At 64.3% G+C, this 14179-nt stretch carries 11 protein-coding genes; 9 read left to right on the top strand and 2 right to left on the bottom strand.

Annotation, left to right across the window (positions count from 1 at the left end):
• Positions 1 to 210 (top strand): hypothetical protein (locus LB528_RS28710; protein WP_224717126.1); only part of this gene is annotated, 210 nt, incomplete at its 5' end.
• Between the two features lie 136 nt (positions 211 to 346).
• On the opposite strand, the gene LB528_RS28705 is transcribed toward LB528_RS28710, so the two are convergent.
• Together LB528_RS28705 and LB528_RS28700 are read right to left on the bottom strand one after the other, a co-directional pair.
• Positions 347 to 622, bottom strand: coding sequence for a hypothetical protein (locus LB528_RS28705; RefSeq protein ID WP_224517532.1), 276 nt, complete (start codon positions 620 to 622; stop codon positions 347 to 349).
• Between the two features lie 166 nt (positions 623 to 788).
• Complete coding sequence (locus tag LB528_RS28700) at positions 789 to 998, bottom strand: cold-shock protein (protein ID WP_095769174.1); 210 nt, start codon at positions 996 to 998, stop codon at positions 789 to 791.
• A gap of 812 nt (positions 999 to 1810) precedes the next feature.
• On the opposite strand from LB528_RS28700, the gene LB528_RS28695 reads away from it, so the two are divergent.
• From LB528_RS28695 to LB528_RS28660, 8 genes are all read left to right on the top strand, one after another.
• Positions 1811 to 2857 carry a DUF3991 and toprim domain-containing protein gene (locus LB528_RS28695; RefSeq protein ID WP_224717125.1) on the top strand — a complete coding sequence of 349 codons (1047 nt, stop codon included), beginning with the start codon at positions 1811 to 1813 and terminating at the stop codon, positions 2855 to 2857.
• A gap of 43 nt (positions 2858 to 2900) precedes the next feature.
• Positions 2901 to 3500: a DUF1419 domain-containing protein gene (locus LB528_RS28690; protein WP_224517517.1), complete on the top strand. Its 600-nt coding sequence runs from the start codon at positions 2901 to 2903 to the stop codon at positions 3498 to 3500.
• Positions 3501 to 3511: 11 nt separating this feature from the next.
• The gene (locus LB528_RS28685; protein ID WP_224517515.1) at positions 3512 to 3910 is read left to right on the top strand and encodes a DUF3085 domain-containing protein; all 399 of its coding nucleotides are present in this window, start codon (positions 3512 to 3514) and stop codon (positions 3908 to 3910) included.
• 83 nt (positions 3911 to 3993) lie between these two features.
• Positions 3994 to 9102, top strand: coding sequence for an Eco57I restriction-modification methylase domain-containing protein (locus LB528_RS28680; RefSeq protein ID WP_224717124.1), 5109 nt, complete (start codon positions 3994 to 3996; stop codon positions 9100 to 9102).
• A 312-nt stretch (positions 9103 to 9414) separates the two neighbouring features.
• Entirely contained in the window at positions 9415 to 11085 is a 1671-nt protein-coding gene (locus LB528_RS28675; RefSeq protein WP_224517511.1) for a ParB N-terminal domain-containing protein, read from the top strand.
• Positions 11086 to 11590: 505 nt separating this feature from the next.
• A complete protein-coding gene (locus LB528_RS28670) occupies positions 11591 to 12178 on the top strand; it encodes a hypothetical protein (protein WP_224517510.1) in 588 nt (195 codons plus the stop codon).
• 583 nt (positions 12179 to 12761) lie between these two features.
• Complete coding sequence (locus tag LB528_RS28665) at positions 12762 to 12947, top strand: hypothetical protein (RefSeq protein ID WP_224517508.1); 186 nt, start codon at positions 12762 to 12764, stop codon at positions 12945 to 12947.
• Positions 12948 to 13222: 275 nt separating this feature from the next.
• On the top strand, positions 13223 to 14152 hold the full coding sequence (locus LB528_RS28660; RefSeq protein WP_224717127.1) for an ArdC family protein: 930 nt from the start codon (positions 13223 to 13225) through the stop codon (positions 14150 to 14152).
• Positions 14153 to 14179: the final 27 nt, after the last annotated feature.

Below are 14179 nucleotides of genomic sequence, written 5' to 3'. Positions count from 1 at the left end.
GCGGCGATGCAGCACCGCGATGGCTTGCTCGAGGCAGATCTCGCCACCTTTGATCTCTTGGCCGGCCGGTTGTCCCGAGAAGCAAACATATCCGAGGAGCAAGCCCACGATCTGGTCGGACGTTTCGGCACCGATTGGGAAGTCCTGCTCAACGAAGCCCATTTTATGAAAGAACTTGAAGGCCGCCTTGGGGAGGTGAAAGAACAGTAGGCGCTGCCCCGGCGGGATTGACCGCTGGGGCATTTAGGAACGGACGATTTTCCCCGAAAATTCCTCCACGCGATATCGCGATCATCGTATCTCGCTCGCGTAATCGCCCGGGGTCCGAGCCCGAACACCGTTTGGTTCAGATGCGATCAAAGGTGAAGGATGTTAGAAGGCTCGTGACGAAATTGCTTGCCTTCTCTTTGACGAGAACCTCGGTCCATTCGTCGTTCCCTCGGAGCCTAAGGTCCGTGGAGATGCTGTCTATCGCAGACTCTTCGAGGCGCTTGATATGGGACAAGAATAAAGCCTCGTCGCCTGTTTTATAGATGTCCCGCACGACTAACCGGAGAATTTCCTGGATTGCGATTTGCCACGCGGTATTAATTGCCTGAAGCTCGTTCATTTTGTTTGCCATCGAGATTTCCTCGATCATCTTGGCTTCGGTCCGCCGCCAATATCCATTTATTCGAAGCGCACATTCCGCCGAAATTAAAAAAGGTCAGGCAGATTTGCCTGACCCCCATTAGGTCTCATGCTTTCACAGTGCCAGTACATCCGTGGTCAAAGGAAAGCTGATCCGATCAGACGGCCTGCAGCTTACCGGCCGACATCTTGCCTGACTTGCTGTCCCGCTCAAGTTCGTAGCCAATCTTCTGGCCCTCAACGATTTCACGCATACCGGCGCGCTCGACCGCAGAGATATGAACGAACGCGTCGGCGCCGCCATTGTCAGGCTGGATGAAGCCGAAGCCCTTGGTGGAATTGAACCATTTAACTGTGCCAGTGGTCATGATGAACCCTTTCATAGCAATATTGAGCCAAGGCAACGCGAACGCGCTGCCGATTGATGATGACGATTTTGAAAGAAAGTTCGTTCAGGGCGCGTTGCCAAGCGCGCGACAACCAAAGCTCAGCCAGCAATACCGACGACCAGTTCCTATGCTGCCTTGCCACTTATGTCAACTTTTGGTTTTTCGGGTCATCGATTGCAACTTATTGATGTGCATGCGATACGAACTTCGGATTTAGCGTCTTTGTCGTACTTTCACTGCCAAGGCGTCATCTGCCATGTGGCTTGGCCGGGGAACGTTCGTCAGGCTGATCTCCGGCAAGCTGTGGTAACGAACCAAACTGCCGCGGCCTGACTGAGATCAGGTGAATCGCCAATCATTTCAGGCGTACTCATCGAAGCGAACCGCGCTCAGCTGCGGCCGAACAGGAGCCTGCCTGTCCCTTGAGACAGACTCTTTCATGGACGGCGCGACGTATCTCGGCGTGGAAGTCCGAAGAATGCTACGAGTTTCGGACAGGCGTTCGCGCTCAACGCCACGCTGTCCGAATCGCTCCGTTTGTGGAAATGGACATCGACGCGGTGGATGCAGTGGCCGCGGAGGCGGAAGCGTCACCGAGACTGACGGCGGCGCACCGTGCCGCTTGCGCGCCAAGTCCGGCAAGGGAAGCTGCGCCGCGGCGCAACCCGCCGCTATCATGGCGTTGCATACCGCGCCCTTGCCCGCCTTGCTCTTCGCGGCCTCCTGTTCCTGCCCAAATCTTTGGGCGAGAACCGAACAGAAGGGAGGCGCTGCAAAGGTGCGCGGGCAAAATGGAAAAAGCAGAACTTGAAGGGCTGAAGGACAAGGTGCCCTGCGCTGCGGTGCTGGAGCGCGCGGGGTTCGCCCTCGACACCAAGGAGAGCACGCGCAGGGCGATGAAATATCGCCGTGAGGCGTCGATCATCATCGTAATCCATGACGGCAAGGGCTGGTTCGACCCGCTCGGCGACGGCAAAGGCGATGTCTTTCGGCTGGTCGAACATCTTGAGAAGGTGCCCTTCGTCGAAGCCAGGAACGAGGTCGCCAGCCTCGTCGGGTTCGTGCCGTGCGAGCCGGTCTGGCAGCGGGTGTGCCGCGAGCGCGAGCCTGACCTGTCGATACCGGAGCGCTGGCACGCACGGCGCAGGCCATGGCGCGGATCGGCGACCTGGCGCTATCTCACCGAGACGCGCCATCTTCCCGACCGCATCGTCCGTGCCGCAATCGGCGCCGGCGTTCTGCGCGAAGGCCCGCACGGCTCGATGTGGGCTGCCCATACCGACACCAACGGCACCGTTACCGGCTGGGAAGAACGCGGACCGGTCTGGCGCGGCTTTGCCACCGCCGGCGCCAAGGTGCTGTTCCGGCTGGGCAGTCCTGATGCGCTGCGCCTTTGCGTGACCGAAGCCGCGATCGACGCCATGAGCCTTGCCGCGCTTGAGGGCTTTCGCGCCGACACCTCCTATCTCAGCACCGGTGGAGGCTGGTCGCCGGCAGCCGATGCGGCGCTCCGCGAGCTTGCCGCCAAGCCGGGTATTGAGCTCGTCGCGGCTACCGACAACAACAAACAGGGCGACATCTATGCCGACCGCCTGCTCAGCCTGGGGGAGGAAGCTGGGTGCGGCGGCGATCGCCTTCGGCCTTTAGCGGACGACTGGAACGCCGATCTGAGAATGACAGCGGAAGCAGGAGAGGAGGAAGGAGGGAGCTGCCGCATGCCCGCCGGTCGCCTCAAGGGTGAAGCTTCGCCCGGCTCACGCCGGCCCTTGACCCGCCCGGGCGGAGAGGCGGCGGCGGGAGAGGGGTCCAGAAGGGCCGAAGAAGATGGTGATCCATAGGGGATGAACCGCGCTCCGGCCCGCACAAGGCCAGGAGCCTCCCATGACCCAATCCGCCATCCGCAAGATCTACTTCGGCGTCGCCGACCGCCGGCAGATGTTCCGCCTCTTCGATCGCCACGCCCAGCGGCCCAATCGCTGGGAGAATGAGGACAGCGGCCTGTTCGCCGGCGAGTGGTTCGAGATCGCGCGAGCCGAGCACGATTACATGCTCGACCTGCTGCCGCCGCTCTGGATCTGCGGTGAGATGTTCGCCCTGCGCGAGTTCCTCACCGAGAGCCTGACCAGCGTCTTCTACACACTGCGCATCAACGGCAAGACGCGCTACTTCCATGCCTATTGCGACCTCGTGCGGCCCCGCTCGCCGGTCGAGATGCGCGACGCCATCGTCGAACGCGAATCCTGGCCAGTGAAGGCGATGACGCGTGCGGAGCGCCTCGAGCATGTCTGGAGCGCGACCCATGACGAGTACCGCGGCTACGCCGGGGAGCGCTTCGGAGCCAAGCATCTCGGCAAACGCACCATCCTCGTCTACGTCCTGGGGACGCCCGAGCAGAAGTTGCTCGATGACCTGACCGATGACGAGATCGCGGCCAAGCTGCCGGTGCATCTCAGGCACCTTCCCGTCCGCGCAGCGGCGTGAGGGGAGCGGCGATGTTTACCTTCCCGATCGTAGCGGTGCGCAAGATCATAGAGCGCGGAATCGAGGATTCGGCGGCCAATGGCGGCTTCCGCAATCCCTATTATGGCACCCGCCCCGGCGAGGTCGAGAGGCCGGGCCTGTGGCTGGTCGGCGACGAGGGCGTCTACATCATGTCCAACGGCAGGCTCGCCGAAGGGGCACGCGCGCTCGTCATCTATTCCGAGCAATGCCACCCCAGGGGTGACATTGACTGGTGGGACTACAAGCGCCGCCACTTCGGTGCCGATGACGGCATCGAGCTCATCGAGGCCGAGCGTCTGCTTCCGCTGTTCGACCGCAACGTGCGGGCTACTCACCTCAACGTCGAACTCAGCGAGACCGAAATCACGCTCTCGCTGATCACCCGCTGACTTCCCAACCCGCGACGTCGATCGCCTGGCCGATCCGCTCGGCCGGGGGCTCGCGCGCGCCTTCACGACGAGGATTTCTCCAGATGCCCAACGACGATCCATTCACGCCCCACCTGTTCAACACCACCACGCTCTCGTCCGGCCTCGGTTTCGGGGTCACCGCCTTCGGCAACGACTTCGGCGCTGGCAACCCCGAGCCTGAAGAGACTGCGACGCCCGCCGTGCCGGAGTCACAGCCGGCATCACCGCCAGGCCACTCGCCGCGCTGCGCGGCCGAGGCCGGGCCGGATGGCAACGGCTTCGTCCTCGAGACCGATCGCGGTCTTGGCCGTGGCTGGAAGCAGCGAGCCCGCGATAATCTCGATGCGATACGGCTCGCCTCCGAAATCGAGAGCGCCGATCGGCCGGCGACGCCCGAAGAACAGGCGAGGCTGATCCGCTTCACCGGCTTTGGTGCGTCCGAGCTCGCCAATGCGCTGTTTCGCCGTCCCGGGGACGATGATTTCCGCGCCGGCTGGGACGCAATGGGCGCCGAGCTCGAGGACATGGTTTCGAGCACCGAGTACGCCTCGCTCGCGCGCTGCACGCAGTATGCGCACTTCACGCCAGAGTTCATCGTCCGCGCGATGTGGGCAGGCCTGGTGCGTCTCGGCTGGCGTGGGGGCAGGGTGCTCGAGCCCGGTATCGGCACGGGATTGTTTGTGGCCCTGATGCCGGCAGAGCTGCGCGACCAGGTATACGTCACCGGCGTCGAGCTCGATCCGGTGACCGCGCTAATTGCCAGGCTACTTCAGCCTCGGGCACGCATTCTCAACGCCGACTTCGCCCGCACCGACTTGCCGGCTGACTTCGATCTTGCCATCGGCAACCCACCCTTCTCGGACCGTATCGTCCGCTCGGATCGCGCCTATCGTTCGATGGGGCTGCGCCTGCATGATTACTTCATCGCCCGCTCGATCAACCTGTTGAAGCCCGGCGGTCTCGCGGCGTTCGTCACCAGCTCGGGCACCATGGACAAGATGGATCGTTCGGTGCGCGAGCACATCGGCAAGACCGCCGATCTGGTCGCCGCCATCCGCCTTCCCGAGGGCAGTTTCCGGGCCGACGCCGGCACCGATGTGGTGGTGGACCTCCTCTTCTTCCGCAAACGAGGGCACGGCGAGGCCGAAGGCGATCCCTCGTGGCTCGATACCGACGAGGTCCGTCCCGCCGAGGGCGACAATGCTGCGATCCGCATCAACCGCTGGCTCGCCCGGCGACCGGATTTCGTGCTTGGCACGCACGCGAGGACGTCGGGACCGTTCGGCGAGGCGTATACCTGCCTCCCGTGTCCGGGCATCGATCTTGTAGAGGCGCTGTCGGATGCGATCCCCCTTCTTCCGCAAGCCATCTATGACGGCGAGCCCGAGAGGATCGATCTCAAAGGCGGGCACACCGGGCACTTCGGTGAAGACCTCCCCGAAGGCCCCTCAATCCGCGAGGGCAGCTTCTTCGTCGCCTCGAACACGGCGCTGATGCAGATGGTCGACGGCGCGCCAGTGCCCCTCACCCTTCGCAAGGGGCGATCGAGCGATGGGGTGCCCGACAAGCACGCCCGCATCATCCGCAAGCTGATCCCGATCCGCGACGCGGTGCGCGAGGTTCTCAAGGCGCAGGAGCTGGATCGGCCGTGGAAGGCGGCGCAGGTCAAGCTTCGCATCGCCTGGTCAAACTTCGTCCGTAACTTCGGTCCCATCAACACCACCGTCGTGTCGACCAGCGAGGACCTGGAGACCGGCGGGGTGCGCGAAACGCATCGCCGCCCGAACCTCGCCCCGTTCCTCGACGATCCTGATTGCTGGCTCGTGGCCTCGATCGAGGACTACGACCTCGAGACGGACACGGCGCGGCCTGGTCCGATCTTCACCGAGCGGGTGATCGCACCGCCCGCGGCCCCGATCATCAATTCGCCTGCAGACGCTCTCGCGGTCGTGCTGAACGAGCGCGGCCATGTCGACATCGATCACATCGCCGAGCTGTCGCATGTCGATCCCGACCTGGTCATCGCCGATCTGGGCGACGCCATCTACCGCAATCCGGAGAGCGGCGCCTGGCGGACCGCCGACGACTACCTCTCCGGCCAGGTCCGCGACAAGCTCAAGGCCGCTGAAGCCGCCGCGGCTCTCGATCCCGCCTTCGATCGCAACGTCCGCGCCCTCGTTGCTGTCCAGCCCGCAGATCTCGGCCCATCCGACATTACCGCGCGTCTCGGCGCTCCCTGGATACCGGCCGCCGATGTGATCGCCTTCGTCAAGCAGAGGATGGGCGCCGAGATCCGCATCCATCATATGCCAGAACTGGCGTCGTGGACCGTCGACGCACGCCAGCTCGGCTACATGGCGTCCGGCACCTCCGAATGGGGCACCGAGCGCCGGCATGCCGGTGAGCTCGTCTGCGACGCGCTCAACAGCCGCATGCCGCAGATTTTCGACACCGTGAAGGACGGCGACAGCGAACGGCGCGTGCTCAATGTCGTCGACACCGAGGCGGCCAAGGAGAAGCTCACCAAGATCAAAACGGCCTTCCAGACCTGGATCTGGTCCGATCCCGACCGCACCGACCGGCTGGCGCGGGTTTACAACGACCGCTTCAACAACATCGCCCCGCGAAGATTCAACGGAGACCATCTGCAACTTGCGGGCGCCTCAGGCGCCGTTTCTCTTTATGGACACCAGAAGCGCGGTATCTGGCGCATCATATCGGCCGGTTCGACCTATCTCGCGCATGCCGTCGGCGCCGGCAAGACCATGACCATGGCTGCCGCCGTCATGGAGCAGAAGCGGCTCGGACTTATCGCCAAGGCCATGATGGTCGTCCCAGGACATTGCCTGGCGCAGGCCGCGCGCGAGTTCCTGGCGCTCTATCCGACGGCCCGCATCCTCGTCGCCGACGAGACGAATTTCACCAAGGACAAGCGGCGCCGCTTCCTCAGCCGCGCAGCCATGGCGAACTGGGACGCCATCATCATCACGCATTCGGCCTTCCGCTTCATCGGCGTTGGGTCCTCGTTCGAACAGCAGATGATTCAGGACGAGCTCGCGCTATATGAGGTCCTGCTCACGAAGGTGGAAAGCAGCGATCGCGTGTCGCGCAAGCGCCTCGAGCGGCTGAAGGAAGGCCTCAAGGAACGTCTGGAATCGCTCGCCACCCGCAAGGACGACCTGCTCACCATCTCCGAGATCGGCGTCGACCAGATCATCGTCGACGAGGCGCAGGAGTTCAGGAAGCTCAGCTTCGCGACGAACATGTCAAGCCTGAAGGGGATCGATCCGAACGGCTCGCAGCGCGCCTGGGATCTCTATGTAAAATCCCGCTTCATCGAGACCACGAATCCGGGCCGGGCGCTCGTCCTCGCCTCCGGCACGCCGATCACCAATACTTTGGGCGAGATGTTCTCGGTGCAGCGCTACCTCGGCTACGCCGCCTTGTCCGAACGTGGCCTCCACGAGTTCGATGCCTGGGCTTCGACCTTCGGCGACGTCACTACGGAGCTCGAGCTGCAGCCCAACGGCAAATACAAGCCGGTCACCCGCTTCGCCACCTTCGTCAATGTCCCTGAGCTGATCGCCATGTTCCGCAGCTTCGCGGACGTGGTCACGCCCGAGGATCTGCGCGACTACGTCAAGGTGCCAGCGCTCTCGACCGGCACGCGGCAGATCAGGACCTCCAAACCATCTATCGCGTTCAAACGCTACCAGGCTGTCCTCGACGCCCGTGTCAAGGCGATCGAACAGCGCGAAGCGCCACCCAAGCCCGGCGACGATATCCTGCTCTCGGTCATCACGGATGGCCGCCATGCAGCGATCGACCTCCGCCTCGTTGATCCGGAACATGACAATGAGCCGGGTAACAAGCTCAACGATCTGGTCGCCAATGCCTACCGCATCTGGCGCGACACCGCAGATGCAGCCTATGTCCGGCCGGACGGCACGCCGTTCGAACTGACCGGCGCGGCGCAGATGATCTTTTCCGATCTCGGCACACTCAATGTCGAGCGGACGCGTGGCTTCTCGGCCTATCGTTGGATTCGCGACGAGCTGGTGCGCATGGGCGTGCCGGCGGCCGAAATCGCCTTCATGCAGGATTTCAAGAAGTCGGAGGCCAAGCAGCGGCTGTTCGGCGATGTCCGCGCGGGCAAAGTCCGCTTTCTCATCGGCTCGTCTGACACGATGGGCACCGGCGTCAATGCCCAGCTCCGGCTCAAGGCGCTGCATCATCTCGACGTGCCGTGGCTCCCCTCGCAGATCGAGCAGCGTGAGGGACGCATTTTGCGGCAGGGCAATCAGCACGACATCGTCGACATCTTTGCCTATGCCACCGAGGGCTCGATGGACGCCCAGATGTGGCAGAACAACGAGCGCAAGGCTCGCTTCATCGCAGCTGCACTCTCGGGCGATACCTCGGTGCGCCGGCTCGAAGACCCCGGCGAAGGGCAGGCCAACCAGTTCGCCATGGCCAAGGCGATTGCCTCGGGCGACCCGCGCCTGATGCAGAAGGCCGGCCTCGAGGCGGACATCGCCCGGCTCGAGCGGCTCCGGTCCGCGCATCAGGACGATCAGTTCGCCATTCGCCGGCAGATTCGCGACGCCGAGCGCGACATCGAACACTCGACACGTCGCTTCGGCGAGATCGGCCAGGACCTCGCGCGGCTGGTTCCGACGACGGGCGAGGCTTTCCGCATGAGCGTGGGCAACGCGACATACGTCGAGCGCAAGCTCGCCGGCCGCGCCCTGATGACCGATATCCTGAGCTTGGTGCAACTCCAGCATGCCGGTACCCGCACGATCGCCGCGATCGGCGGGTTCGAACTCGAATATCGCGGCGAGCGCTTTGGCCAGGACAGCTATGGCTATGTCACCACGTTGCTGCGCACCGGCGCGGCGACGGAAGTCGGGTTGCCTGTCACCACCACGCCGCTCGGCGCGATCGCAAAGCTCGAACATATCCTTGGCAATCTCGAGGAGGAACAGGAGCGCGCATGCCACCGGCTTGCGGAGGCCGAGCGGCGGCTCGCGTCCTATCGCTCTCGCGAGGGCAGCACCTTCGCCTTCTCGGGCGAGTTGGCCGACAAGCGCCGCCAGCTCTCCGAAATCGAAAGATCGTTGTCTCAGGACATCGACGGCGTGCGCCCCGCTGAGGTGCAGGCGGCGTAACCTGCCCCTAATGTCTGAGCGGCCTTCGCCGGCTCGGTGGAGGGGCCTTCCCGAACGAGCAGGGAAGCGAGAAAGCAAGGAAGACCGCTCGCGGATCGGGTGGTCCGCCGACGCTGACGCTCAATCGCGCCGGTCGCAATCCCGGCCCGTCATCCTGCGCAGGGCTGAAGAAGCCCCGCTTGGCCAGCCGGGCAGGGATGCTCCAGCGCAATTGCCCCGTCCCGCCCGCTCCGCGGGCCGGGGGATGTCTTCGGAAAGAAGACGAGGAAGGACCGGCGACGGGCCTGTCCGTAACCTTCAAGGAGCATTCCAATGGAACTGAAGTTTGTCGATCCGCGCTCGCTCAAGGAAAATCCTGACAAGGCGCGCCGCTCCAAGTCCAGCCCGCAGGCCGACGCCCTGCTGCTGGCGACGATCAAAGCGATCGGCGTCGTCGAGCCGCCGATCGTCTTCGCTGAGGCCGATGGCGGCAATGGCTTCGTCATCGATCAGGGTCATCGCCGCGCGAAGCAGGCGGTCGCTGCAGGTCTCCAAGAGATCGCGGTTCTGGTGGTGCCTCGTGCCGAGGACGGCGGCGCGATGCGCTCGCTGGCCACCTCGATCACGCACGAGCAGCTCAACCCGGTCGATCTTTGGCGTGCCATCGAGCGTCTCGTTGCGCTGAACTGGACCGAAGAGTCCATTGCGATCGCCCTTGCGCAGTCGGTGCGCCAGATCAAGAAGCTGCGCCTGCTCGCCAATGTGCTGCCGGCGATGCTCGACGCAATGGCCAAGGGCGATATGCCGAACGAGCAGCAGCTCCGCACTATCGCGGCCGCTTCGCTCGAGGAGCAGAAGGAGGTCTGGAAGGCCAAGAAGCCCAACAAGGGCGATCCGCAGGTGTCGTGGTGGAGCATCGCCAACGGTCTCACCAAGCGACGCATGTACGCGCGCGACGCAAGCTTTGGCGACGAGCTGCGTGAGGCCTACGGCATCGCCTGGGTGGAGGATCTGTTCGCACCGGCCGACCAGGATAGCCGGTACACCACCGACGTCGACGCCTTCCTCGGCGCCCAGCAGGAGTGGATGACGCAGAACCTGCCCAAGAAGGGCGTCATCACCGAACCGAACGCCTATGGCGAGGTGAAGCTCCCGCCAAAGGCGGAACGCGTCTATGGCACGCCGAAGAAGTCGGATCACGCCGCGATGTATCTCGACCGCGAGGGAAGGGTGAAGACGGTCCACTTCCGCCTGCCGGAGGCCAAGAAGGAGGCCAAGGCGACGGAAGCCGCCGAGGCGGTCGTCATGCCGAAGTCGCGTCCCGATGTGACCCGTAAGGGTATCGAGATGATCGGCGACCTGCGCACCGATGCTCTCCATCAGGCGCTGTCGCGGGCGCCGATCGAGGACGACACGCTGTTGGCGTTGCTCGTGCTCGCCTTCGCTGGCCAGAACGTACGCGTCGATTCCGGTGCCGGCGGCGATCATGGGGTCGGTCGCCGCATGCCTCGGCACGCCGCCACCCTCTTCGATGCCGAGGGCAAGTTCGCATTCGACGCCGAGACTTTGCGCATCGCAGCCCGGGGCGTCCTCATCGATGCGCTCTCCTGCCGCGAGGGCATGAGCAAGTCGGGCGTGGTGGCGCTCGTCGCAGGCGGCGCGATCGGGGCAGACAGCTTCCTCGCCAATATGGGCACCGAGGACTTCCTTTCCTGTCTGTCGCGTCCAGCGATCGAGGGCTCGTGCGCCGACACGCCGGTTCTGCCGCGGGCGCGCGTAAAGGACACGCGGGCCGCGCTCGTCGAGCACTTCAAGGAAGCGCACTTCGTCCACCCGGCTGCGCTGTTCGCTCCCGATGCGGCAAGCCTGACGGAGTGGCTGTCCAAGAGCACCGTCCCCGAGGCCGATGACGACGTTGGGCCTGAGGTCGACGGCCTGAGTGGAGAGGACCAACCTTCCGAGAAGGGCGGGATCGAGGAAGGCTACCGCGAGGCCGCCGAATAGACCTCACCGCCTTTGATCGCTCTGCAGCCGCCAGGTTCGCCTGGCGGCTGCAGGTGTACGGCCGGGACAGCGAGCGCTGCCGATAACGGTAGCTCCGGCGTAGGCCCAAGGCCATCATGGGTTGACAGTGGTGTGCATGCCGAGCCACCTCCGGTCGATGAATCTGCAGGTGGCCATGATCACCTGTCCTTCGGTTCCAATGTCGAAGTCGAGGCCCGTGCCGGTCCTCACTCGGGCTTCATGCGGTCCTGAACCGGCGGCCGTGCGCTTCAAGGCCGCGTTCCGCGCCGCGGGGCGGCCGGATCGGTCCGGTCTCGACATGGCGGGCCTGCGTCCCGCGCGAGGGCTGAAGAAAGCCCTGCTTGGCCGCAAACCTTCCATGCTCGTCTCGGTCCGCCCGGACCCTGAAGCGCCCGTCATTCCGCCGGTTCCTTTGGTCCGCGCCCGAGGAAGGGCCGGCACGGAGCCGGTCCTGGCCTCGAGAACCAGAAGAAAGGACATCCCAATGACCAAGAAAGCCGCCAATTCCCGCGCAACCGCCCGCGTCGCTCCGTTGCGCAAGGGCACTACCTTCCAAATGGTCCGCCTCGTGTGCCCCGACGCCGCACAGTGCTCGCTCGTCTCGGAGAGTTTTGGCCTCCCGGTGCTCGACAGCGACGGCATTCGCGACTTGCACGAAAAGCTCATCGTGGACACGGCCGCGGCGCTCGACGAGGGGCTGGGCGAACGCGCCATGCAGATACACCTGCAACGCGTCGTCGGTGCCTTTGTCGGCTCCGCCTACGGGGCCGGCCAGTTCTACAGCCGGGCGGTTTCCGAAGCACGGGACGCGACGGCCAAGTCGGCCTGCGACGATCGGAACGAAGACGTCGGTGGACCGGTCGGCTTCGACAGCGCTGCCCAGCGCAAGCGTGAGTTCGCCGCCGATATGGCACTACAGGCCCATGCGCTGCGCGTGGCCGCGGAGGGGGCGATCGCCGCCTACGAGCAGGTTGTAGGCGAGGTCTGGAAGCCCTTCGAGCGTCTAGTCGAAAACCCCGGCCAATCCGTCGACCGCAAGGCGGCCGAACTGCAGATGGCAGCTCTCGGATGAACGTCGAGGGCGGGGCTCCGGTCCCGCCCTCCTTCCATGAGCACGTTCGGCCTCATCGGTCCGTCGCATCAACTGCGAAGGGCCTAGCCGATTTTCATGGGCCAAACATGACGCGTTCGATCATCGCCAAGTGAACGTCGCGAGTGCCGCTCGTGGCGCACGAGGAGAGACGACCTCTGCGATCCGGTGCGCTCGGGCAACTACGGCTGCATCGTCTCCCAATTTTCCGCCCGTGGCGACCAACTCGACAACGACAATCTCTCGCTTTAGCGATTTCATGTGCGCGACTTTGCACCGGGTTCGGATGTCGCTTCCGGCGCGCGACGCTGAGGGGAGGGCCGCCGATGCCTGCTCCTTTCGCCAGCCTCGGCCCGATCGGCACGCTGGGCTCCTTCACGGCCCAATCCCCGCTCTCTCGTGATGGCTTTCCTGGTGCGGCTGCGGATCTTCCCCGATCAACCCGCAAGGGGTCCGCCAGCACGCTGCGGCCGCTCGGCTGACGCCTTCGGGTGATCGCGCCCGCCTCCGCACACTGACGGAGCCATCCAGCGGGAATTGGCCCGCTCCAAGATGGAGCCCTTAGATGTCCCACGATCTCATACTCGCCCAAAAGGCCGCCTGGTCCCTCGCCCGCACTCTCATGGTCCCGGTTATCCTCTTCCAGGTCGACGACGAATTTGGCGTCATGCCCGCCTCTGAGCTCGACAACGCCGATGTCGAAATCCTCTTCGAATACGATCCCTATAGCGGGGGCCGGTCGGTTCATTGAACCGGCCTTATCTCCACGGCATTCAGGCGGCGCCCAGCGCCGCCTTTCTGTTTTCTGACGTCCGCTCGCGCCCCGTTCTGGCCCGAGGTCCTGGCGGAGCCAGGCAGTCAGCGCAACGGCTTCGCCGTCCTCCGCTGTCGCTGCGGCCCATGACCATCCCATCGTGCAACCGCGACGGGTCCCCGGTCGGGTGCGCGGCCGGCCTTCCTGCTCCGCCCAAGCGGACCCCGTCACGGGGCCGCGATCGGCGCGGCCTCCAACTGGAGGTTCATGAAATGACCAGGAAAGAAAATGCAGATCGCATCGATATCTATGCGCGCATCACCGACCGCATCGTAGCCGAGCTGGAGAAGGGCATCCGTCCTTGGATGCAGCCGTGGCAATCGAGCAATGCCTCCGGCCGCGTCACCCGGCCGCTCAGGCATAATGGTCTGCCCTATAACGGCATGAATGTGCTGCTGCTTTGGTCGGAGGCTGTCGCCCGCGGCTTTTCCAGCCCGATGTGGATGACATTCAAGCAGGCGCTGGAACTTGGCGGCGGGGTTCGCAAGGGCGAGACCGGCTCTGTGGTGGTCTTCGCCAGCCGCTTCACCAGGACGGAGACGGAGAACCAGGGCGAGGAAATCGACCGCGAGATCCCGTTCCTCAAGGCGTATTCCGTTTTCAACATTGCGCAAATCGATGGCCTGCCGGACCAGTTTTATCGACGGCAGGCGGAGCCGGTGCGCGATCCGATCGCCCGGATCGAGCATGCCGACCGCTTCTTTGCCAATACTGGGGCGGTAATCCGGCACGGCGGGGATCGCGCCTACTTTGCCCCGGTGACGGACCACATCCAGATGCCGCCATTCCAGACGTTCCGGGACGCCGCGTCATACGTTGCCACGCTCAGTCACGAGGTCACCCATTGGACGTCGGCGCCGCATCGCGTTAAGCGCGACCTTAGCCGCTACGCGAAGGATCGCAGCGAGCGAGCGCGCGAGGAACTGATTGCCGAGCTCGGAAGCTGCTTCCTCTGCGCCGATCTTGGTATCGCGCCCGAACTCGAGCCCCGGCCGGACCATGCGAGTTATCTCGGCTCGTGGTTGAAAGTCCTCGCCGACGACAAGCGCGCAATCTTCTCGGCCGCGGCCCATGCGCAGCGCGCCGTGGCTTTCCTGCATGGCCTTCAGCCGGACGCCGCAGAAGAAGGCGAGGCCGCCTGATGTCCTTCGGAGGACGTGGCCATGTGC

Source organism: Mesorhizobium sp. CA4 (assembly GCF_020165075.1).
Classification (GTDB): Bacteria; Pseudomonadota; Alphaproteobacteria; order Rhizobiales; family Rhizobiaceae; genus Mesorhizobium.
Note: the sequence above shows the minus strand (reverse complement) of the source record. Positions and strands in the feature narration are given on the sequence as shown.

Excerpts from the sequence above, each read along its gene's own strand:
- LB528_RS28705 (WP_224517532.1), bottom strand. The coding sequence starts at position 622 with ATGGCAAACAAAATGAACGAGCTTCAGGCAATTAATACCGCGTGGCAA.
- LB528_RS28700 (WP_095769174.1), bottom strand. The coding sequence starts at position 998 with ATGACCACTGGCACAGTTAAATGGTTCAATTCCACCAAGGGCTTCGGC.
- LB528_RS28695 (WP_224717125.1), top strand. The coding sequence starts at position 1,811 with ATGGAAAAAGCAGAACTTGAAGGGCTGAAGGACAAGGTGCCCTGCGCT.
- LB528_RS28690 (WP_224517517.1), top strand. The coding sequence starts at position 2,901 with ATGACCCAATCCGCCATCCGCAAGATCTACTTCGGCGTCGCCGACCGC.
- LB528_RS28685 (WP_224517515.1), top strand. The coding sequence starts at position 3,512 with ATGTTTACCTTCCCGATCGTAGCGGTGCGCAAGATCATAGAGCGCGGA.
- LB528_RS28680 (WP_224717124.1), top strand. The coding sequence starts at position 3,994 with ATGCCCAACGACGATCCATTCACGCCCCACCTGTTCAACACCACCACG.
- LB528_RS28675 (WP_224517511.1), top strand. The coding sequence starts at position 9,415 with ATGGAACTGAAGTTTGTCGATCCGCGCTCGCTCAAGGAAAATCCTGAC.
- LB528_RS28670 (WP_224517510.1), top strand. The coding sequence starts at position 11,591 with ATGACCAAGAAAGCCGCCAATTCCCGCGCAACCGCCCGCGTCGCTCCG.
- LB528_RS28665 (WP_224517508.1), top strand. The coding sequence starts at position 12,762 with ATGTCCCACGATCTCATACTCGCCCAAAAGGCCGCCTGGTCCCTCGCC.
- LB528_RS28660 (WP_224717127.1), top strand. The coding sequence starts at position 13,223 with ATGACCAGGAAAGAAAATGCAGATCGCATCGATATCTATGCGCGCATC.